The sequence below is a fragment of the Streptomyces sp. NL15-2K genome (assembly GCF_030551255.1).
Classification (GTDB): domain Bacteria; phylum Actinomycetota; class Actinomycetes; order Streptomycetales; family Streptomycetaceae; genus Streptomyces.
In genome coordinates, this window is sequence record NZ_CP130630.1 from 5,040,262 (window position 1) to 5,061,717 (window position 21,456).

Annotated in this window: 19 protein-coding genes; 10 read left to right on the forward strand and 9 right to left on the reverse strand. The window is 70.3% G+C overall.

Annotation, left to right across the window (positions count from 1 at the left end; all coding sequences use genetic code 11):
* Nucleotides 1-51 precede the first annotated feature (51 nt).
* Complete coding sequence (locus Q4V64_RS22390; protein WP_124441384.1) at nt 52-1,206, reverse strand: MFS transporter; 1,155 nt, start codon at nt 1,204-1,206, stop codon at nt 52-54.
* Between the two features lie 75 nt (nt 1,207-1,281).
* Between Q4V64_RS22390 and Q4V64_RS22395 the strand changes: the two genes are divergently transcribed.
* Genes Q4V64_RS22395 through Q4V64_RS22405 form a run of 3 tightly spaced genes read left to right on the forward strand, consistent with a single transcriptional unit; the run spans nt 1,282 to nt 3,724 of the window.
* Nucleotides 1,282-2,277 carry a helix-turn-helix domain-containing protein gene (locus Q4V64_RS22395; RefSeq protein ID WP_124441408.1) on the forward strand — a complete coding sequence of 332 codons (996 nt, stop codon included), beginning with the start codon at nt 1,282-1,284 and terminating at the stop codon, nt 2,275-2,277.
* Nucleotides 2,278-2,286: 9 nt separating this feature from the next.
* A complete protein-coding gene (locus Q4V64_RS22400; RefSeq protein WP_124441383.1) occupies nt 2,287-2,799 on the forward strand; it encodes a glutathione peroxidase in 513 nt (170 codons plus the stop codon).
* Between the two features lie 55 nt (nt 2,800-2,854).
* Nucleotides 2,855-3,724 carry a MerR family transcriptional regulator gene (locus tag Q4V64_RS22405; protein ID WP_124441382.1) on the forward strand — a complete coding sequence of 290 codons (870 nt, stop codon included), beginning with the start codon at nt 2,855-2,857 and terminating at the stop codon, nt 3,722-3,724.
* 157 nt (nt 3,725-3,881) lie between these two features.
* Here the strand turns inward: Q4V64_RS22405 and Q4V64_RS22410 are convergent, their stop codons facing one another.
* The 3 genes from Q4V64_RS22410 to Q4V64_RS22420 form a co-directional block, all read right to left on the reverse strand.
* The gene (locus Q4V64_RS22410; protein WP_124441381.1) at nt 3,882-4,073 is read right to left on the reverse strand and encodes a DUF397 domain-containing protein; all 192 of its coding nucleotides are present in this window, start codon (nt 4,071-4,073) and stop codon (nt 3,882-3,884) included.
* Between the two features lie 183 nt (nt 4,074-4,256).
* Nucleotides 4,257-5,114, reverse strand: a complete 858-nt coding sequence (locus Q4V64_RS22415; protein ID WP_124441380.1) for a helix-turn-helix transcriptional regulator — start codon at nt 5,112-5,114, stop codon at nt 4,257-4,259.
* Nucleotides 5,115-5,461: 347 nt separating this feature from the next.
* A complete protein-coding gene (locus Q4V64_RS22420; RefSeq protein WP_124441379.1) occupies nt 5,462-6,217 on the reverse strand; it encodes a GPP34 family phosphoprotein in 756 nt (251 codons plus the stop codon).
* A gap of 218 nt (nt 6,218-6,435) precedes the next feature.
* On the opposite strand from Q4V64_RS22420, the gene Q4V64_RS22425 reads away from it, so the two are divergent.
* From Q4V64_RS22425 to Q4V64_RS22450, 6 genes are all read left to right on the forward strand, one after another.
* The gene (locus Q4V64_RS22425; protein ID WP_303711101.1) at nt 6,436-9,426 is read left to right on the forward strand and encodes a hypothetical protein; all 2,991 of its coding nucleotides are present in this window, start codon (nt 6,436-6,438) and stop codon (nt 9,424-9,426) included.
* A gap of 173 nt (nt 9,427-9,599) precedes the next feature.
* Nucleotides 9,600-11,603 carry an MFS transporter gene (locus tag Q4V64_RS22430; protein ID WP_124441377.1) on the forward strand — a complete coding sequence of 668 codons (2,004 nt, stop codon included), beginning with the start codon at nt 9,600-9,602 and terminating at the stop codon, nt 11,601-11,603.
* A gap of 70 nt (nt 11,604-11,673) precedes the next feature.
* Entirely contained in the window at nt 11,674-12,558 is an 885-nt protein-coding gene (locus Q4V64_RS22435) for a hypothetical protein (RefSeq protein WP_124441407.1), read from the forward strand.
* 215 nt (nt 12,559-12,773) lie between these two features.
* Nucleotides 12,774-13,559 carry an SDR family oxidoreductase gene (locus tag Q4V64_RS22440; protein WP_124441376.1) on the forward strand — a complete coding sequence of 262 codons (786 nt, stop codon included), beginning with the start codon at nt 12,774-12,776 and terminating at the stop codon, nt 13,557-13,559.
* Nucleotides 13,560-13,720: 161 nt separating this feature from the next.
* Nucleotides 13,721-15,295: a sodium:solute symporter family protein gene (locus tag Q4V64_RS22445; protein WP_124441375.1), complete on the forward strand. Its 1,575-nt coding sequence runs from the start codon at nt 13,721-13,723 to the stop codon at nt 15,293-15,295.
* A 122-nt stretch (nt 15,296-15,417) separates the two neighbouring features.
* Nucleotides 15,418-17,997 carry a hypothetical protein gene (locus Q4V64_RS22450; protein WP_124441374.1) on the forward strand — a complete coding sequence of 860 codons (2,580 nt, stop codon included), beginning with the start codon at nt 15,418-15,420 and terminating at the stop codon, nt 17,995-17,997.
* A gap of 92 nt (nt 17,998-18,089) precedes the next feature.
* Here the strand turns inward: Q4V64_RS22450 and Q4V64_RS22455 are convergent, their stop codons facing one another.
* From Q4V64_RS22455 to Q4V64_RS22470, 4 genes are all read right to left on the reverse strand, one after another.
* On the reverse strand, nt 18,090-19,208 hold the full coding sequence (locus Q4V64_RS22455) for an ADP-ribosylglycohydrolase family protein (protein WP_124441373.1): 1,119 nt from the start codon (nt 19,206-19,208) through the stop codon (nt 18,090-18,092).
* Nucleotides 19,209-19,371: 163 nt separating this feature from the next.
* Nucleotides 19,372-19,599: a hypothetical protein gene (locus tag Q4V64_RS22460; protein ID WP_253267081.1), complete on the reverse strand. Its 228-nt coding sequence runs from the start codon at nt 19,597-19,599 to the stop codon at nt 19,372-19,374.
* Complete coding sequence (locus Q4V64_RS22465) at nt 19,596-19,943, reverse strand: DUF6247 family protein (RefSeq protein ID WP_124441372.1); 348 nt, start codon at nt 19,941-19,943, stop codon at nt 19,596-19,598. Before Q4V64_RS22465 ends, Q4V64_RS22460 begins: the two co-directional genes overlap by 4 nt.
* A gap of 100 nt (nt 19,944-20,043) precedes the next feature.
* The gene (locus Q4V64_RS22470) at nt 20,044-20,685 is read right to left on the reverse strand and encodes a hypothetical protein (RefSeq protein ID WP_303711109.1); all 642 of its coding nucleotides are present in this window, start codon (nt 20,683-20,685) and stop codon (nt 20,044-20,046) included.
* A 201-nt stretch (nt 20,686-20,886) separates the two neighbouring features.
* Here Q4V64_RS22470 and Q4V64_RS22475 point away from each other — a divergent pair, with 201 nt between their 5' ends.
* Nucleotides 20,887-21,075: a DUF397 domain-containing protein gene (locus Q4V64_RS22475; RefSeq protein WP_124441370.1), complete on the forward strand. Its 189-nt coding sequence runs from the start codon at nt 20,887-20,889 to the stop codon at nt 21,073-21,075.
* 2 nt (nt 21,076-21,077) lie between these two features.
* Here the strand turns inward: Q4V64_RS22475 and Q4V64_RS22480 are convergent, their stop codons facing one another.
* On the reverse strand, nt 21,078-21,236 hold the full coding sequence (locus tag Q4V64_RS22480) for a hypothetical protein (RefSeq protein WP_172629293.1): 159 nt from the start codon (nt 21,234-21,236) through the stop codon (nt 21,078-21,080).
* Nucleotides 21,237-21,456 lie beyond the last annotated feature (220 nt).

The window sequence follows — 21,456 nt, forward strand, 5'->3', positions numbered from 1 at the left end:
CCCGCCAGCCCCCGCCCCGAACGGTTTTTTCCGAAGCGCCACCGGCACCGGTCACTGCCTCAGCCCTCGCGCCAGGCACAGCGTCACCGCGACCGACGCCACCGCCATCACCGTCATCCCCGTGGCAGGCGAGGTGAGTTGGGCCACCGTGCCCGCCAGGAACGCGCTCACGCCCTGCATCGTCAGCATTCCGGCGGAGTGCAACCCCAGGGTGTGACCGCCGAGTTCGTCCGGAGTGAGTGCCAACAGCCGCTCCTGCTGGACCAGACTCGCGCCGAACCCGACGGACGCGACGGCGACGCAGACCGCCGCGAGCGGCAGCGCCGGCCGCAGGGCGAAGAACAGATACGGCACGGCCAGCAGCAGGAGCAGGGGCACGCCCAGCCGGGAACGCAGGGCGGGCGGAACGAAACGGCCGACGGCCACGTCACCGACGAACATCCCGAACGCCGCGCAGGCGAACAGCGTGCCTGCGGCCTGGGGGGCGTAGGAGACGTAGAGCGATTCGCAGCCGACGACCAGGCCGTTGGGGATCCACAGGGCGAGGTAGAGGTGGCGGCGGGGGCGGGAGGACCACAGGAGGGCGTTGGTGCGCCAGGTGGCCGAGACGGAGGGGCGGCCCGTGGCACGGGGCGGGCGGCGGGTCAGGCCGAGCCGGAGACCGGCCGCCGCCGCGACGTACAGCGCCGCCGACAGCCCCAGACACAAGCGCGGAGACGACACAGCCACCAGCACGCCGCCCACCGCGAACCCGGTGATCTGCATGATTCCGGCCATCATGTTGAACACCGAGCGCCCCAGCAGATATCCGTCCTTGGCGAGGATCTCGTTCAGCAGCCCCCACAGGACCCCACCGCCCAGCGAGGCGACCAGGCCCTGCGCGAGGAGGACGACGAAGACCGCCCAGATCGGCAGGCCGGGCAGCGCCAGGACCGCCGCACCGCCCGCGAAGGCCAGGGAGATGCCCGTCATCGTGGCCCGCGGGGCCAGCCGGTCCGCGCCGGAGAGGAAGAAGGCCGCCCCCAGCACCTGCGCCAGCGAGTGCCCGAACATGCTCACCGCGGACAGCAGCGGCGAGTCCGTCGCCCGGTACACCAGGGTGGCGAGCGCCGGCCCGGCGATCGTCTGGGCCACCGTGTGGGTCGACGAAGACAGGAAGAGTGGGGTGAACTCCCGTGTGCGGAACAGGAGTTGGTAGCTACGCATGGACGGAGTCTGTGGCGGCCCGGAAACGGCCGTTATTGTTTCGCCCTGGTGCGAAAGGTCCAGGGGGTGGCGCGCATGGGCTGGTGGCAGGTCAACGCCGACACGCTCGCCGGCAGCCGGTTCGTCCTCTCCCCGCTCGCCGAGACCTTCGCCTGCCTGAAGCTGCTGAACGCGGGCGTGCCCGCACACCCCGGTGAACAGGCCTGGCTGCGCGACCACCTGCCCGCCTACCGGGCCCGCCTGGCCGCCGACCCCGTCACCGCCCGCCTCGCCCGCGCCGGCATCGGACGGGACTGGATCGCCGACTTCCTCACCCCCACCCCGAGGGACCGGGAGACCTTCGAGGAGGGTGTGGAGCGTGTCCGGGCGGCCCGCCCCGACGAGGCCCGCGCGCATCTACGGATCTCCCTCGCCGGCCCCCTGCCCTCCGAACTGGACCGGGACGACCTCCCCGAGCGCGCGGCCCGCCTCCTGGAGTACGTCTGGGCCGAGGCCGTACGGCCGTACTGGGACCGGCGTCGCCGCGTCCTGGAGGCCGATGTCGTCGCCCGTACCGCGCAGGTCGGCCGGTCGGGCTGGGCGGCCGCGCTGGACGCGCTGCGGCCGGGCACCCGCTGGCTCGGTGAAAATCGACTCCAGGTGAACACGCACGAATACCCGCCGCGCGAGATCTCCGGCGCCGAGCTCGTGTTCGTCCCCGTGACACCGCAACGACACGGCTGGGTGGCCTGGGAGGAGGACGGGCAGCGGTACGCGTTGGTCTACCCGTGCGCCGGGGCCCTCGCCGAGGGCCGAAGCCGGGCCGTGTCCGCGAGCCTCGGCGCGCTGCTCGGCACCGCGCGCGCCGGAGTACTCGTCCTCCTCGGCTCCCCCATGAGCACAAGCCAGCTCGTCGCCGTGACCGGGCAGGGGCTCGGTTCGGTCGGACGGCATCTGAGAGTGCTGCTCGACGCGGGGCTGGTGGAGCGGCGGAGGTCCGGCAAGTCGGTGCTGTATGTGCGGACGGCCGCCGGGGAGGTCGTCGTACGGGCGTCAGGGTCGGGTCAGGGGGCCGCCATGTCGCGGAGTTAGCATCCGGTCATGACGACTGCAGACAGCAACGGTGTTTCTCCCCTCGACGTCGAGATCGAATCCCTCAAAGGCGGTTCCGCGAACCTTTCCCAGTACGCCGGCCAGGCCGTGCTCGTCGTGAACGTGGCCTCCAAGTGCGGGCTGACCCCGCAGTACACGGGCCTCGAGCGGCTGCACGAGCAGTACGCAGACCAGGGCTTCACCGTGCTCGGGGTGCCCTGCAACCAGTTCCTCGGGCAGGAGCCCGGCAGCGCCGACGAGATCGCCGAGTTCTGCTCGGCGACGTACGGCGTGACCTTCCCGCTGACCGAGAAGGTCGAGGTGAACGGCGAGGGCCGGCACCCGCTGTACGAGCGCCTCGTCGGCTTCGCCGACGCCGAGGGGCACAGCGGGGACATCCGCTGGAACTTCGAGAAGTTCCTGATCGGCCGGGACGGCGAGGTCGTCGCCCGCTTCTCGCCGCAGACCGAGCCGGACGCGTCGGAGGTCGTGGCCGCCGTGGAGGCCCAGCTGGCCGGTTGACCTTGCCCCTGGGGCAAGGTCGAACGTCCTCTCACCGGGCGGAAGAAGCCGCCCGGTGACGGAGGATGACGTGGTGGACGACGAAGAGCTGCTCACCATCGGCGCGTTCGCCGCGCGGGCACGGCTGTCCGCCAAGGCCCTGCGGCTGTACGACCGGCTCGGCCTGCTGGCCCCGGCGTACGTCGACGAGGTCAGCGGCTACCGCTACTACCGCGCGGGCCAGGTGGAACGCGCCCGGCTCGTGGCGCTCCTGCGCCGGCTGGACATGCCGCTGGCGCGGATCGCCGAGGTGGTCGAGGCCCCGGGCCCCGAGGCCGCCGACCGGCTCGCCGCGTACTGGGCGGATGTCGAGGCGCGGCTGGCCGGGCAGCGGACGCTCGCCGAGTACCTCCGTGGACGACTGTCGGGGAGGAGCTCCGAGATGTACGGGAAGTTCGTGGTCGAGACGGTGGACGTACCCGAGCAGGTGCTGATCACCGAGACGCGGCATGTGCTGGCGGACGAGCTGCCGGCCTGGATCGGCGCGTCGCTGGGGCGTCTGGAGGAGGGGGCGCGGGAGTGCGGCGGCATCACGGCGGCGCCGTTCGTCGTGTACCACTCCGACGTGTCGATGGAGAGCGACGGTCCGGCCGAGTCGTGCGTGCCGGTGGCCGACGAGGCCGCGGCTCGGGCGTGGGTGGAGGGCCGGGGCCGGTCCCGGGGTGCGGCCGTACGGGTGGAGACGGCCGGGCGGCTGGCGTACACCCGGATCACCAAGGCGCAGGTGGCGCATCCTCAGATCCTGGCGGCGTTCGAGGCGGTGGAGGAGTGGCTGGCGGCCCAGGGGCTGAAGCCGACGGGCCCGTGCCGTGAGGTGTACTTCGCGGACTGGGACGCGGCGGGGGCGGACGATCCGGTGTGTGATGTGGCGTTCCCCGTGAGCTGACGGGAGCTGACGGGCCTCTGGCGCCGGCGCACCAGGACTGTCGGGGCACAAGCCGAGCCCTCTCGGCAAGGACGGCGGCTGGTCGAGAGGGCTCTTCCCGTGGTGCTTGTGCACTTGTCGGTGGTGGACTCGGGCGAGGATCAGGAAGACCTTCCCCTCACTCCTTGACCGATGCCACGAACGCGCTCCACGCGTCGGTGGGGAACGCCAGGAAGGGCCCCTCGGGGACCTTGGAGTCACGCACGGCCAGCAGCGACTGCGTAGGAGACTTGACCTCCACGCACGCACCACCTCCGTTGGTGTACGAGGAACTCGTCCACGTTTCCGTGGCACCCTGCAGAATTGCCATGTTTGCTCCGGTAGCCAGTTGCACGGTTTGCGCCAACACCGTTGATCGGTTGGCGTGATCGACGCTACTCGCCGACTTCCTCATTCGGAGCAGTCATTCACTCGACCGGATGGCATATTCCAGGTGGGTCTTCCAGCCGGATCTGTCAGAGGTGTATTATCCGGCGCTTCTCCGCGCCGCGGCTCAGCGCGCGTAGTCCTTCGCGACGTCTTCGATGAGCTGGCGGGACTGGTCCACGTTCAGCGCCTGGGCCCGCAGATGCTCGTACATCACCGTGTATTTCTGCACGTCGTGCGGCTTCTCCAGATACAGGTCGCTGGTCACGCCCTCGATGTAGACGACGCTGGAGTCGGCCGCGTCGGAGAACTCCAGGATCGAGTACTGGCCGTTGAGACCGGGATGCGCGCCTACGTCGAACGGCAGCACCTGCACGGTGATGTGCGGCGCCTGGGACATCTCGGCCACGTGCTCCAACTGCTCCCGCATCACCTGCCGGGTCCCGACGAGCCGGCGCAGCGAGGCCTCGTCCAGCACGACCCACAGGCGCAGCGGGTCCTTCTCGGCGGTGACGCGGTCCTGCCGCCGCAGCCGGACCTGGACGCGCTTGTCGATCTCCGGCTCCGACGTCTCCGGCGAGCCGCCCCGGATGATGGCCTCGGCATAGGCGCGGGTCTGCAACAGCCCGGTGATGATCTGGGGTTCGTAGACCCGCAGCGACTCGGCGTCCGTCTCCAGCCCGATGTAGACGCTGTACGGGATGTCCCCGAACGCGTGCCACCAGCCCTGCTGGCGGGAGTCCTTGGCCATCTGCATCAGCGACTCGACGATGCGCTGGTCCTCGACCTCGTAGACCCCGCACAGGTCGCGGACGTCGCGCTGGCTGATGCTGCGTCGGCCGTTCTCCAGCCGGCTGATCTTCGACTGCGACACCAGCAGTCTCTCCGCCACTTCCTCGGCCGTCATGCCCTTGAGCTCGCGGAGCCGGCGCAGCTCCTGGCCCAGCCGGCGTCGCCTGACGGTGGGATTGACATTGGACGCCACGGGACGTGCACCTCCGGCTGCGTGCCTCGTACTTACCACTTTGTGTATCTGCTGTTGAGCAGACTGCCACCAAGGGGCTGAGTACCGCTGGGAAACAGTGGATATGCACTGTGTTCATGCCGCATAAATGCGCGACACGGCGTGACACAAGGGCGCGCGGGGCGGCGGGACCGCGTCGTCGTCCGGACGTACGGCCCTGCCGCCCCGCGCGAACCAGCGGCTCCCGTACCGGGTCTTGGGGACTGCGGTGCGGCGCTCGGTGGAGCGTGGTGCGTGGTGCGTGTGCGTGGTGCGGTCGTTGCTGTTTTCGGCTCTGCTTGGTGCTGTGTGCTGCCGTGGACCGCGGCTCAGTGAGCCACGGCGCGCGCCATGGATCCGCGGCGCGGTTGCATCGGAACGCCGTGTGCGGGTTCCGGTGCGGGCCTGGCTCCGGGGGCGGCCTGACGGCCGGCCGGTGCCGGGCTGCGGCGCGGCTGGGCCGCCACACCGTTCTGAACGTCCATCACGGCGTGCGCCACGAGGCCGCCCATGGGGTCGTGCCGGATCAGATCCCTGAGCCGGGAGCGGGAGGACCGCCCCTCGTTCCCGGGATACAGATGCTTGCCGAGTCCGACCGCGTGCGCCAGTGCGGCGAGTGCGGCCGTCCGCGGGTCCGGCGGCACGCCGGTGCGGATCGCGGAGTCCAGACGGGCCCTGATCTCCCGGCTGATCTCGTTGTCCGTCGCCTGATAGCGCGTCGTCGGCAACACCCCGCACATCTGGCCCGCCACGGCATGCACCATGCCGCACCGCTCCAGATGCGAGAGGTAGGTCTGGCGCAGCCCCAGCCGGGGTCCGCCAATCCAGTTCACCGCGCGTACCGGAGCGCCACGCCTTCGCAGCAACTCCAACGCGCAGTCCAAAGTTGGATCTCCTGTCGGCCGTGGTGCGACCACGGCGATACGATCCCCGTCTGGGGCTATCCGTCCGGCCAACGCCAGCTCCACTAGCTGTGCTCCGGCCAGACCGAGGTCGAGCGACTGCGGCTGTGCAGTGGTACCCGTGGCCGGGTCCAGTGCCAGCAGCAGAAGCTCTTCCGGAAGTGTTCTGCGGCTCCTGCCCATCCATGCCTCCCCGCGTGGATGAAAGACAGGGTGACCCCTCTCACATTGGTCTGTCGAGGGTGCGTGACCTCTTTGTGAGGGAACCGGCAGGTATGTCGTTCTCGTCTACCGCTTGAGTTCGGTCCGCACACAGGACACTGGTACATGGTTCGGACACCGCGGGGGAGCGGTGTTCCGGGCGAGGTTCACGGTTCGATAGCCGCACGGACACGGATGGCGTGCGGCACACGGAGGAGGCATCGGTGGCGGGCGAGTCCCCCGACAGGTCGAAGCAGCGCGAGTCGTCGGCAGAACCGACGTCGGGGAGCGCGGGTCAGGTTCCCGAAGCCAGGAGCGACTCCCCCGAGCGCCGCGACCCCCGGCTCGCGGTGGCCCGCGAATCCGGCCCCTCCACGACGAGCGGCGGCGTCGACACGGCGACGAGGGTCTTCTCGGTACGAGATCTCACGACGGATCAGGAGACGCCGCCACAGGACTCCACAGGGGCGCAGAGCGGCCCGCAGGACGCCACGGGGGCGGAGACGCCCCAGAAGCCCGCACAGGACGCCACAGGGGCGGAGACGGCGCACAAGCCCGCACAGGACGCCACGGAGGCGGAGACGGCGCACAAGCCCGCACAGGACGCCACGGAGGCGGAGACGGCGCACAAGCCCGCACAGGACGCCACGGAGGCGGAGACGGGCGCACAGGACGCCGCCGGGGCGGAACCGGCCGGGGTGGCGACGAAGGACGCCGCGGTCGAGGCCGAGGAGCGGGGCGCGGCGGGCGAGGACACCGACACCGACGCCGACGGGCGGGACGCGGCGGACACCGACACCGACGCCGACGCCGACGGGCGGGACGCGGCGGGCGCAGACGCCGACGCCGACGCCGACGCCGACGAGCAGGACACGGCAGGCACGGACACCGACACCGACGCCGACGCCGACGGGCGGGACACGGCGGGCGCAGACTCCGACACCGACGCGCCGGACACGGCGGGCACGGACACCGACGCCGACGCCGACACGCGGGACGCAGCGGGCGCAGACTCCGACACCGACAAGCCGGACACGGCAGAGACCGCTGCCGAGCCGCAGGACGGGAACGCCACCGGCCAGGACACGGCGGAGCCGGAGGTTGGCGAGGTCGTTGACCTGGATGCGGCGGAGACGGCTGCCGACGAGGCGACCAACGACGCAGCCGAGCCGGAAACCGAGCAGGACGCCACAGACTCCCCCGCCGAGCAGGCCACACGGCCCGACACCGAGCCGCAGGACGAGGAGCCGGCCCAGAACGCCGAAGAGCCGCAGGTCGACGAGGCCACCGGACAGGACGCGGCAGAAGCCGCTGCCGACGAGGCGACCAAGGACTCTGCCGAGCCGGAAGACGGCGCGGCCCTCGACGAGGTCGGTGCGAATGGTGACGCCCGGCTTCGGGATGCCGTGGCCGCGTGGGTGGCGTCGGCGGACGAGGAGCCGGAGGCGGACAGCGGTGACGCCGGTGAGGTGAAGGCCGACGGGGGCGAAGAGGCCGAGGGCGCCACGGACACGGGCGCCGAGGCCGAGGCGGAAGCCGACCGCGAGTCTCCGTCTGACGCTGAGACAGAGGCCGCCGACGCCGAGCCCGACGACAAGCCGTCCGCCACCGACAAGCCCGCCGTAGACCAGCCCACCACCACCTTCAAAGCCGTACGGCCCCCCGCGCCCGCCGTGGATCAGCCGACGACCATGCTGAAGCTGGGCGATGCCGCCAAGGACGCCAAGGACACCAAGGACGGCGAAGACGGCCGCACGCCCGAGGCCGACGTCGAGCGCACCAGCAAGTTCGTCGCGCTCAAGCCCCTCGACGACCCGGCGACGCGCAAGCCGAAGGCCGACGCCCCCGCCGACGCCACCGCCCCCTTCCCGCACGTCGGGCCGGAGCGGACCACTCAGCAGCCGTTGCCGCCGAAGCCGCCGTTGGATCTGCTGGCGGAGCTGACGAACACCCCGCCGCCGCCGGAGACCCCGGTCCGCACGCTCGTCCGCCGGGTCAAGATCTGGACCCCGCTGGTGCTGCTGCTCGCGGTCGTCTTTGCGATCGTGCAGGCCGTACGCCCGCTGCCGACCCCGTCGCTCGACCTCACCGCGAAGGACAGCTACACCTTCGAGGGCAACAAGGTCGACATCCCGTGGCCGTCCGACGGGCAGGCCGCGCTCGACGTGCAGGGCATCGGCACGTTCGGCTCGTCCGGCGAGCAGAAGGCCGTGCCGATCGCCAGTGTCGCCAAGGTCATGACGGCGTACGTCATCCTGCGCGACCACCCCCTCAAGAGCGGCGCCCCCGGTCCGAAGATCGAGATCGACCAGGCCGCCGAGGACCAGTCGGACGCCGGCCAGGAGTCGACCGTCGACGTGACCAAGGGCGACACCATCTCCCAGCGCGAGGCCCTGGAGAGCATCCTGATCGCGTCCGCGAACAACGTGGCGCGATTGCTCGCCCGTTGGGACGCCGGATCGGAGAAGTCGTTCGTGGAGAAGATGAACGCCGCGGCCGACGACCTCGGCATGACCAACACCACCTACACCGACCCCTCGGGCCTCAACAACACGACCGTCAGCACGGCCGTGGACCAGGTGAAACTGGCCAAGGCGGCGATGAAGCAGCCCGCCTTCCGCGAGGTCGCCACGATGATGTCGTACGTCGACTACAAGGGCACCAAGCACAACAACTGGAACCAGCTGGTCGGCTACAACGACGTCGTCGGCATCAAGACCGGCACCACCACCTCCGCCCTCGGCAACCTCGTCTTCGCGGCGAAGAAGGAGGTCGGCGGCGAGACGCGCACCATCGTCGGCGCCGTGGTGCGCCAGCCCGCGGGCGGCTCGGACAACACCATCCTCCAGGGCGCCCTCTCCGCGGGCGACCGGCTGATCCGGGCCGCGCAGGGCGCGCTGGAGACCGCGACCATCCTGAAGAAGGGTGACGTCGTCGGGTACGCCGACGACGGCCTCGGCGGCCGTACACCGGTCGTCGTCACCAAGGACGTCACGGCCGTCGGCTGGGCGGATCTGACCGTCAAGCTGACGTTCGCGGCCGATGACCTGCCGCACACGGCGAAGGCCGGCACCCCGGTGGGCTCGCTCACCGTCGGCGACGGCTCCGGCAGCGCCGTCAAGGTCCCGGTCGCCCTGCAGAAGGACCTCGTGGAGCCGGGCTTCACGGACAAGTTGACGCGCCTCGGCTGATAAGAGCCGCCAAGTGACCGCCACGCCCCGCCGACCGGAGCCCGCCCTGGTTCCGGTCGGCGGGGTGCGTGCTAGCGTCACGAAACGGGACAGAAACGCGGCGGGTCACTCACGGGACGCGGCCGGGAACAGTACGAGAACAAAAGACGGGACACCACGGGGAGTGCCTTCAGGTGGCCACTGCGGAGCCGACACGCGCCGACGACACCGATCCGGGCCCGGGAACCGGCCCGCGAATACGCGTGTCCGCACCTGACACCGAGGACCGCGAGAGACCCTCCACCCCCTCCACGGGCCAGACCCGAGAGTCCTCCGAGTCCCCCAAGCCCGCCAAGCCCGCCGAGTCCGCAAAGCCCTCGGAATCGGCCAAGTCACCGGAGCCCGCCAAGTCGGACGAGTCCGCCCAGTCCTCGCTCAGGACCGCCTTCCTGGCCCTGCGTGAGCGTCTGCTGCGCCACCCCGTCCTCTGGGTCACCGTCCTCGCCGGCGCGCTCCACGTCGTCTGGTTCTTCACGTTCGCCAACAGCGGCGGCGACCTGGCGGCGCAGGACGCGTGGGCCGAGTTCGTCGGCCGGCACCCGGACTCGGCGTACAACCTCGCCTGGTACGGCGGCATGCACCCGGTGTCGTACAGCGTGGTGTCGCCGTATCTGATGTCGGTCCTCGGCGTCCGTACGACGATGATGATCGCGGGAACGCTCTCCGCCGGGCTGCTGACGATGCTCCTCATCCGCAGCCTCCCCCACTCTCGGCTTCGCTCGAGCGGGGGGACCCCCATCGTGAGGAACCCCCTGTGGGCGTCCCTGGCGGGCGTGTTCGCGTTCCTGTGCAACGCGGCGTCCGGGCGGGTGACGTTCGGCCTCGGCACGATGTTCGCGCTGGGCGCGGTCGCCGTCGTCTTCTGCTGGCCGTACCGCTGGCGCTACAAACGCTGGGCCAAGGCCCTGTGCGCGGCCCCGCTCGCCGCGCTCGCCACCATGGCGTCCCCCGTCGCGGGCCTGTTCGTGGGCCTGGTGGCGGTGGCGTTGTTCCTGCAGAAACGCCGGCCGGGCGCCTGGGCGCTGGGCATCGCGCCCACGGCCGTCGTCGCGGTGTCCGCCTGGCTGTTCCCGTTCTCCGGCACCCAGCCGATGAAGGTCGGCTCGGTGATCCTCCCGCTGGCGTACGCGCTGCTGGTCCTCTTCCTCGTCCCGAAGGAGTGGAAGACGGTCCGGATCACGTCCGCGGTGTACGCCGTCGGAATCGTCCTGGTCTGGCTGGTCAGCTCGCAGATCGGATCCAACATCTCGCGCCTCGCGATGCTGTTCGCGGGGGTGGCCCTGGCTGCCGCGCTGCCGTTCGCGGTGCCGCGCACCCTCAAGTGGTACGCGATCGTGGTGGCCTTCGTCGGTTTCACCGCCTGGATCGGCTTCAAGTCGGTCGACGACATCGTCCACACCACCCCGGCCGCCTCCTGGGCGCGCGAGCTGGCGCCGCTCGTCAACGAGCTCCAGGAGGTCGGCGCCGAGAAGGGCCGCGTGGAGGTCGTACCGGCCCGCTCCCACCGCGAGGCCTCCGCCCTCGCCCCGTACGTCAACCTGGCCCGCGGCTGGAACCGCCAGGCCGACATGGAGCGCAACCCCCTCTTCTACGACGACACGCTCAACTCGGCGAACTACCACGAATGGCTCAAGCGCTGGGCCGTGCACTTCGTGGTGCTGCCGAAGGACGAGCCGGACGGCGACGGGGGCGAGCGCGAGCGTGAGCTGGTGCAGCGGGGCATGCCGTATCTGAAGCAGATCTGGGGCGACGCCAACTGGCAGCTGTTCCGGGTGACGGACCCGACGCCGCTCGCCGAGCCGAACACCGTCGTGGACCGTGCCGCGCAGGGCGAGATGACGATGCGGGTGAGTCAGCCGGGCCGGATCCTCATCCGCATCCCGTACTCGCCCTGGCTGAGCATCGTCGACGCCAAGGGCAACAGGCTGAAGCCGCCTCAGGAGACGAAGGAGTCCAAGAACCGCCCCGACGGCATGCCGAAGTCGTACGACAACGTCAACGGCTGTCTGATGGAGACGGAGGAGGACGCCGACGGCGACCGCTGGACCATGCTGCTCGCGCCGAAGGCGGGGACGTACCGGCTGGCGGCGCCATACGCGGTCCAGCGCGGCACGCCCTGCCCGGACGAGTGGAAATAGTCGGTTCGCAATCACTCTCCCAATCTGACGTTTCGTCAGCTACACCGGATCCATGACCGACAACGGATCCATGGCCGACAACGGGCCCACGACCGACGACGCGACGCACACACCTGAAACCCGCAGCCACCTGTACGCGGAACTGGCCGCCGTAGGCCCCTACGGAGCCGACCTCGGGCACGCCCTCATCACCATGGTCGAACCGCACCCCGGCCGGGAGCGCGAATACAATCGCTGGTACGAAGACGACCACTACATCGCCGGCGCGATGGCCATGCCGTGGATGTACGCCGGACGCCGCTGGGTCGCGACCCGGGATCTGCAACTCCTGCGCTACCCGGAGACCTCCACCGTCGCGCAGCCGATGACGGCGGGATGCTACATATCCGTCTACTGGATGACCGCCGGCCGCTACGCCGACCACATGCGCTGGACCGTCGGCATCAACAAACGCCTCAACCGCGACCACCGCGTCTTCCAGGACCGCACGCACATCTTCACGGCCTTCCAGGACCACGCGGCGACCGTCTACCGCGACGGCGACCACGGCCCGCGTGACATCCACGCCCTCGACCACCCCTACGCCGGGCTCGTCGTCCAGGTCATCGACGCCGACTCCCCCGGCAGGCGCGGGGAACTGCTCGCGTGGCTGCGCGACGACCACCTTCCGAAGCGGCTGGCGGGCTCCCCCGCCGCCATGGTGGCCGTCTTCACGCCGACGCCGCTGCCCTTGGACCGCATGACCTACGTCAAGCAGGTCGAGGGCGTCGACACCCGCCTGACCCTGCTGTGGTTCCTCCAGCACGATCCCCGCGACAACTGGAGCGACCACTTCGCGGACCTGGACACGGCAGTGGGGGCATCAGGCCTGGGCGACGTGCGGTTCGTCGCACCGTTCATCCCGACGGTGCCTGGGACGGACCGTTACGTGGACGAGCTGAGAGGTTCGGCGTAGTGACGGAAGGCGTCCCGCGTGCGGTGGATGTCGTACAGGTCGTCCAGGCCATGGCGCGCGCCGCCGAGTCACAGCGCTGATCCCTGTAGTGAGACAGCGGAATGAAGCCGCGTAACGAGACAGCGGAATGAAGCCGCCCAGAGCTTCCCTCTTCCTGTGGTCGCCCCTACTCTGACGCTCCGTCAGATAATGCGCCAGGATCGGGGAGGCCACCGATGGCACTGCTCACGGACAAGACCGTCGTCGTGTCGGGAGTCGGCGCCGGGCTCGGTCACCAGGTCGCGGCGGCCGTCGTACGGGACGGCGGGAACGCGGTGCTCGGGGCGCGGACGGAGGCGAACCTCGCCAAGAGCGCGGCCGAGATCGATCCGGACGGGGCGCACACCGCGTACCGGGCGACCGATGTCACGGACGAGGGGCAGTGCGAGGCGCTGGCGGCGCTGGCCCGGGAGCGGTTCGGGCGGATCGACGCCGTCGTCCATGTGGCCGCCCTGGACAGTTACTTCGGCGGGCTGGAGGACGCCGACTTCGCCACCTGGCAGTCGGTGATCGACGTGAACCTGCTGGGGACACTGCGGATGACCCGGGCCTGCCTGCCGGGGCTGAAGGAGCGCGGCGGCTCGGTGGTCTTCATCGGGACGCAGTCGGCGGTGGCGGCCCCGTCGCAGGTACGGCAGGCGGCGTACGCGGCCTCGAAAGGGGCGCTGACGAGTGCGATGTACTCGCTGGCGAGGGAGCTGGGCCCTGACCGCGTCCGCGTCAACACGGTGCTGCCGGGCTGGATGTGGGGCCCGCCGGTGCGGGCGTACGTCCAGTTCACGGCGCAGACGGAGGGCGTCCCGGAGGACGAGGTCCTGAAGCGCCTCACCGACCGGATGGCGCTGCCGGAGCTGGCCTCGGACGCGGACGTGGCGGACGCGGCGGTGTTCCTGGCCTCGGACCGGGCGCGGGCGATCACAGGGCAGTCGCTACTCGTCAACGCCGGGGAGCTGATGCGCTGACCTGACCTTTTCAGCCAACTCTCGCATTCACATATACAAACCCAGGCCATAACGCAGAACAATTTTACGTGCTCTTGACCCTCCTCTTGCTTGCCGTGAGCACGCCACCCCACTCAGAGTTCACATGCCTGACCCTGGCGGCGGACCCTGGAAGGGGGCCCATGAACAGTCTCGACTGGGCCGTGCTCATCGGCTACTTCGGCGTGATGGTCGCAATCGGCGTGTGGTCGCACAAGCGTGTGGACAACGTCAGCGACTTCTTCACCGCCGGAGGCAAGATGCCCTGGTGGCTCTCCGGCATCTCGCACCACATGTCGGGCTACAGCGCGGTGATGTTCACCGGCTACGCGGGCATCGCCTACACCTACGGCGTCACCTCCTTCGTCACCTGGTCGTTCCCGATCGCGCTCGGCATCGCCATCGGGTCGCAGTTGTTCGCACCGCGCATCAACCGGTTACGGTCCAGGCTCCATGTGGCCTCCCCGCTGGAGTACCTGAAGAACCGTTACGACCTGAAGACCCAGCAGGCGCTGGCCTGGTCCGGCATGCTGCTGAAGATCGTGGACGTGGGCGCGAAGTGGGCCGCGATCGCCACGCTGCTGTCCGTCTTCACCGGCATCTCCCTGAACCAGGGCATCCTCATCACCGGCACCATCACGGCGGTCTACTGCACGATCGGCGGCCTGTGGGCTGACGCGCTGACCGAGCTGGGCCAGTTCGTCATCCAGCTCCTCGCCGGTGTCGCGATGTTCATCGCCGTGGTCGTGGAACTCGGTGACAGGAACATCGGGTTCATCGACGCCTGGGACCAGCCGGCGCTGCAGGGCCATGAGAAACCGCTGGTCGCCGACTACGGCGCGGTGTTCCTGCTGGCCTTCCTCTTCATCAAGCTCTTCGAGTACAACGGCGGCATGCTCAACCAGGCCCAGCGCTACATGGCCACCTCCAGCCCCCGCGAGGCGGCGCGTTCGGCCCGGCTGTCGGCGGTGCTGTGGCTCGTCTGGCCGCTGGTCCTGTTCTACCCGATGTGGATGTCGCCGCTGCTGGTGAAGGCGCAGAAGCCGGACGGCTCGGACTCGTACGGCCTGATGACCGAACAGCTCCTGCCGCACGGCCTGTTGGGCCTGGTCATCGTCGGCTTCTTCTCGCACACCATGGCCATGTGCTCCTCCGACGCCAACGCCATCGCGGCCGTCTTCACCCGGGACTGCGCGCCGGTGATATCGGCGCGGGCGCGGGCGTGGAGCCAGCGGACGGGCCTGATCGCGGCCCGGATCGCGACGGTCGTCTTCCTCGGCCTGTCCATGGCGGCGGCCACGCAGGTCAACTCGCCCGCCTTCAAGGACATCATCACGGTCGTCATCAAGTGGGTCGCCGGCCTCATGGGCCCGATGGCCATCCCGATGATGCTGGGCCTGCTGCGCCCGTTCCGCCGCTCCGGCCCGACCGCGGCGCTGGTCAGCTGGTCCATGGGCCTGTTCGCCTTCTGGCTGGTCAACTACCCCATCAACTGGAACGTCGACGGCGGCGTCCCGCTCCAGTACCAGGTGTCGATCCCGCTGGCCGTCTCGCTGATCCTCTACATCCTCGTCGGCTTCCTGAGGCCGGAGGACACCCCGGAACGCCTCGCGATCATCGAGAAGATCAACACGGACGACGACGGAACGGCCGCGGCGGCGATCCCGACGCCGGCCGATCCGATGGACGACGCGATGCGCGCACCGGTGAAGGACTGACGCCGCGCGCGGCGAACCTGAGGTCTCCTCAACTCCCTTGGCTCGAATGGGAAATGACCTTTGCCGGATCATTGCCACCTGATCACTCAAAAGTTCAACAGACCGCTGTGTGATCAGGTGGTATGAACCTCTCCCACCCCCCACGGAGCGCGCGGGCGGCGATAGTCGCCGCCTGCGCCCTGATCCTGGTGGCGGGCCGCGCCGACGCGGCGTCGCTCGCCACCCCGCACGACCACCTCAGACCCGGTCCGGTCAGCCCCACGGCGGACACCGCGGCCGGCGCCCTGGTCGCGAACGACGCCGACGACGACCCCGGCGGTGACGACCCCGGCGGTGACGACGGTGACCGGGACGACCCGACCGCCGCCTTCGCCCAGCAGGCCCGCATGAAGACGGCCCCCGGCGTCGCGGTCGGGCCCGGCGCGCTGGTCGACGCCCGTCTCCACGCCGGCCGGCTGCCGACCGTACCGACCGCGTGGTCGGAGGTCACGAACGTCCCGCTCCAGCCGGAGGACAAGCGGTACGCCGACCCCGTCGCGTCGAACTTCGGCCAGGGATTCGGCCTGAACGGCGGCCGCGTCTCCTCGCTCGCCGTCGACGGGCACACGGTGTACCAGGGTGCCGCGGGCGGCGGCCTGTGGCGCTCGGACGACGACGGACGGCACTGGCGTCCCCTGTCCGACCACCAGCAGACCCTCTCCATGGGCGCCCTGGCCGTGAACCCCGCCGACCACTCCCTGTGGATCGGCACCGGCGAGCCCAGCAACTCCGGCGACTCCTACACCGGCCTCGGCATCTACCGCTCCACCGACCGGGGCCGCACCTGGAAGCAGGTGGGCGAGCGGATCGACGGCAGCATCGTCCCCCGCATCACCTTCGACGGCCAGGGACACGTCTACGCGGCCACCGACCAGGGCGTCCTGCGCCGCGACGCCGACGACACCAGCGCCGACTGGACGGTCGCCCTCGCCCCCGGCGCCCCGGACACCCGCATGTCCTCGGCCGCCACCGACGTCGCCGTACGCCCCGGAACCGGCGGCCGGCAGGTGACCGCCGTGATAGCCCGTCGGTTCACCGCCGCCGGCGACGCGAACGGCGTCTACCAGTCCGACGACTACGGAAAGCCCGGCACCTGGCACAAGGTCACCCCGACCGGCGACCTGACGGGCGTCACCCCCGGCCGCTCGACCCTCTCCTACTCGGCCGACGGCCGCGACCTGTTCGCCCTCGTCGGAGACGCCACGGGCAGCAGCGACGAGGGCGCGGTGTACCGCTCGGCCTCCGGCGACGCGGCCGGTCCCTGGACGACCGTCGCCGACGAGGACGTCCTCAAGGCGGCGGGCGCGCAGAACAGCGAACCGGCCGGCGCCGCCTGGTACAACCAGTACGTCGCCGTGGACCCCGCCGACCCGAACCACGTCTACGCCGCCTTCTCCGAGGTCTTCGAGAGCTGGGACGCCGGAAAGACCTGGGCGACCATAGGCCCGTACTGGAACTTCGGCCTGAAGTGCTACACGCAGGGCGCCATAGCGGGCGGCTGCCCGATGACCACCCACGCCGACCAGCACGCCATCGCCTTCGGCCCCGGCCACCGCGTCTACTTCGGCAACGACGGCGGCGTCTACGAACGCTCCGCGACCCTCCACCCCGACCCCGCGCTGCCCTCCAAGGGCTGGACCAACCTCAACCAGGACCTGCGCACCCTCCAGTACTACGACGCCGCCTACGGCCGCGACCCGGCCACCGGCGCCCTGTCCACCTGGGGCGGCACCCAGGACAACGGCACCGTGCTGAGCCTGCCGGGCGCGCGTGAGCTGTACGAGCCCGCGGGCGGCGACGGCGGCTACGTCATCGTCGACCCGGCGAACGCCGACCGGGCCGTGTACGAGTACGTCAACCTCAACATGGGGCTGACCACCAACGGCGGCCGCTCCGACGGCACGGAGAACTCGAACTCCTTCACGAACATCTCGCCCGCCTGCGACTGGAACGCCGACCTCAAGGGCTGCGACCCGAGCCCCGAGTTCATCGCCCCCTACACCTCCGACGTCGCCGACCTGAACCACTGGGTCGCGGGCGGCCGGTACGTGTGGGACAACGGCGGCAAGGGCTGGAACACCCGCTGCACCGCCACCTCCTGCGACTGGCGGTCCGTCCACGACACCGGCGAGAACCACTCCATCACCGCCCTCACCGCGAACGGCGCCGTGACGTACGCGGGCTGGGAGGACTGGAGCGGCACCCAGTACGCCAGCGGCATCGACACCAACGCGGGCGGCACCTGGCACCGGGTCACGGCACCGCTGCCGAACCGGTACGTCACCTCACTCACCGCCGACCCTCACGACCCCCGTCACGTCTGGGCCACGTACGGCGGCTTCACCCGCTCATACGTCTCCGGCGCGGGCGAGGGCCACGTCTTCGAGAGCACCGACGGCGGCACCACCTGGACCGACCGCACGGGCGACCTGCCCGACGCGCCGGTCGGGGCACTCACCCTCTGGCACGGCCACGTGGTCGTCGGCACGGACGTCGGCGTCTTCGCGGCGGCGCCCAACACCCACGGCGGCTACACCTGGTACCGGCTGGGCGGGGCCCTGCCCAACGCCGGGATCGTGTCCCTGGACGTCTCGCCGGACGGCGGACGGCTGCTGGTGGCGACACACGGTCGGGGACTGTGGTCGGCGCTGGCGCCGCTGTGATCGGCGGGAAGGAAGCGCTGGACTAGGGCTGGACTAGGGCTGGACTAGGGCTGGACTAGGGCTGGACTAGGGCTGGGCTCGGGCCACGGGCCCTAGGCACCCCTGGGGTATCTGGCCAGCCACCCCGGGGACGACCCCGCCGGCCCGTGCAGCGCGGGCCCCTGGGTCATCTCCATCGCGAAGTCGTCGGCCAGCTCCAGCAGCGTGGGACGGCCCTCCAGCTCGGCCAGCCAGGCCGGGGGGAGGGCCGTCTCGCCGTGCAGAGCACCGAGCAGCCCGCCGGTCAGAGCACCGGCGGCGGCCGAAGGCCCGTCGTGATTCACGGCGAGACACAGCCCGTGCCGTACGTCCTCCCCCACCAGCGCGCAGTACACGGCGGCCGCCAGCAGCCCGTCCGCCGAGCCGTCCGCCGCCAGCTCCTCCACCCGCGCCGGGGTGGGCATCCCCTGCCGTACGGCACCCAGCGCATGCTGCAACGCGTCGGACACGGGCTCGTGCCCGGGCCTGGCGGCGAGCAGCGCGAGCGCCCGCTGCACGGCCCCGTCGAGGCTCTCGCCGCGGGCCAGACCGTGCACGATCACGGCGTACGCGCCCGCCGACAGGTAGGCGATGGGGTGCCCGTGGGTCTGCGCCGCGCACTCCACGGCGAGCTGGACGACCAGCTGCGGCTCCCACCCCACCAGCAGCCCGAAGGGCGCGGAACGGGCAGTGGCCTCGGGCCCGAGCTCGGTGGGGTTCTTGGGCGACTCCAGCGTGCCCATGTTCTCGTCCCCGAACCCGATGAGCAGCGACCGGGCGGGATCCCGCCGGGCATACAGCCACTCCTCCCGGGCAAGCCACCCGTCATCCTTCCGCCGCTCATCGGGCCCCCAGTCCCGCTGTGTAGCGGCCCACCGCAGATACGCCCGATGCAGATCGGTCGGCGGATGCCAGGCCCCGGTGTCCCGCCGCACCTGGGCGCGTATCAGCCCGTCCACGGTGAACAGCGTGAGCTGCGTGAGATGACTGACGGCACCCCGCCGCCCGTACCCGAACCCCAGATCGACGAGCCCCTCGGCCCCGTAGGCCTCCCGGATCTCGTCCAACCCCAGCCCGTCTACGGGCGCCCCGAGGGCATCCCCCACGGCCGTCCCGAGCAACGTCCCCCGCACCCTGCTCCGAAAGTCCTGCTGCTCGGCCCGCCCCCACACGGCCCCGGCTGTCGCACTCACCAAGACCTCCCACGGCGACCGTCCGTACGTACGACAGCTCAGCACTGTAATCGAACGGGGACGGTGGGTTCAGGGGGTGCATCGGTATGCCTGGTGTGAAGCCATTAACCCCTGAATGGTCGGTTATCACCCATACCAGGTGACATTGCAGATGTGGACACACTCATGGCGTGGCACTGCCAGACAGAAAACTGATGAATCCACGCCCGCCCAGGATGTCGAATTCACGCAATCCGCCCTCCCGGTCGAGCGGCCTGCCCACCTTCACGGAATCGTGGCCGAGCGCGGCCAACTCAGTAGCCAGCCGCTCCACCTCCGCCACCACGCCGGGCGGCAACCCCTCGGTGACGTATTCGGCACTCGGGTTGCAGTCCCAGGCCCAGTCCGTCACAATCCCGCCTCCGCCTCGGCCGCCTCTCGGATCGCGCGGATCTCGGTGATGGCCTCTGCCGGGTCCTGCTCTCCCGCGTCCACGATCTGCTCCAGCTCACGCAGCCGGGCGGCGCGTTCCGGGTGCCGTTCGATCGCCACGAACACGGCCCAGGAGTGTACGAAGGCTCGCAGCGGCGCCAAGCTCTGCGTCTGCTGCGCGTTCGTCGTGGCTTCGAAGAGGTGCTGTGTGAGGGCCGGGATCCGGCTCGGCGCGATGCGCATGACCGCTGCCCGCAGGGCGTCCGGAGTGAGTTCGGGCATGGGGATCAGCGGTCCGTACGGGCCGTCGGTCTGGGCGCTCACGGTGACCTCCGGTGCGGGTGGCTCGGTCCTCGTACGGTACCGGCGGAGTCGGCGGCGCGGTGCTCGGGCAGCGCTTGTCACTGGGCAGACTTCCGGATCTCTATGCCGCCACGCAGGCCGGACGGCAGTCCCGGCAGCGGCCTGGCCGCGGGGACCGGAAGGCCCGGTCGCAGCCGTCGCAGTTCTGGAGGGGGGCGGGGCGGGCGGTGGCGGCCTCCGGCTCTGGTTCGAAGGGGGAAGGCAGGAGAGCGGTGAGGCGATGGGCCAGGAAGCCCGCCGGGTGGCGTACGCCTTCCGGCGGCAGCCCTGCCGAGAGTGTTCGCTGTACGTCGTCGGGGGCCATGCCTCGCTCCAGCCAGACGGCCACGGCGGGGGCGAGCCGGCGTACGTCGCGCTCGGCGAGGTGGAGGCGGGGGTCGCGGGTGCGGAGGCCTGCCAGTACGTTGCGGGCGGTGCGGTGGGCGGGCAGGTCAGGCGTGTCCGGGAGGGGAAGCCGTCCGGTCGGAGCCGTCGGGGCCGGATGTTCCGGCTCCTTGAGGTCCGGGACCGGTTCGCGGCGAGCTGCGGGTGCGACATGGGCGGTACGGGCCGTACGCGTCTGGGGCTTGTTGTACGAGATCGTGCGCGTCACGATCTGCCCCGAGGGCAGGCGCTCCTTGGTGCGGGACAGATAGCCGTGCTTCTCCAGCTCCCGCAGGGCCGAGGCGATCCGCGTCTCGCCCTCGGGGAACTTGGCCGCCAAGACCTTGATCCCGACCAGGGCCCCCTCCGGAAGCGACTGGATGTGGGTGGCCAGACCGATGGCTGTCAGCGACAGATCGGGATGCTGGGCCAGATGGTTTCCGACGACGGTGAACTCTTCGGGCTATGGAATGATCCGGGCGCAGGCCCTCACGCCCCGCGAGTCACTGGCCTTCGTCGAGAAAGTCATGGGAGAAGAGACATGACCTCCACCCTTGAGTGGTTCAAGAGCAGCTACAGCAGCAACGACGGCCCTGATTGCCTCGAGGTCGCCATAGCCGCGGCCGACGCGACGGTCCACGTACGCGACTCCAAAAACAGGGAAGGCGCACGTCTCGCGTTCGCGGACGGCGCCTGGACTGAGTTCCTCGCGTTCACATCGGGACGCTGAGGTCACTCAACGGGCTCTGCTTCGGTGACGGCTGTCGCTTCACTGGCCGCGTGCCCTTCATCGGCTCGCGACTCCTCTTCACGCTGCTTTGCCAGCGCGAGTTCCCTGGCCAGCTTCTCCGAGTGCAGCCTCATTTCTGCCTCTTTCCGGAAATCGAACATCGCTTCCTCCTCTCTTTACCTGAACATTACCCTGCGACCAAGGGTCAAGTCACGGTCGAATTACAGTCGCACACAGGTAATTTGGGCACTGTTCACCGTCACGGCGAGAATCTCTACCTGACGCCAGCACGCCACGATCTCTGAGCGCAGCCCACCAGCCCCCGCTCCCCCAGTAATTGGCAGATCTGTTCCACCCACACATCCACCTGACCTGCGGTTT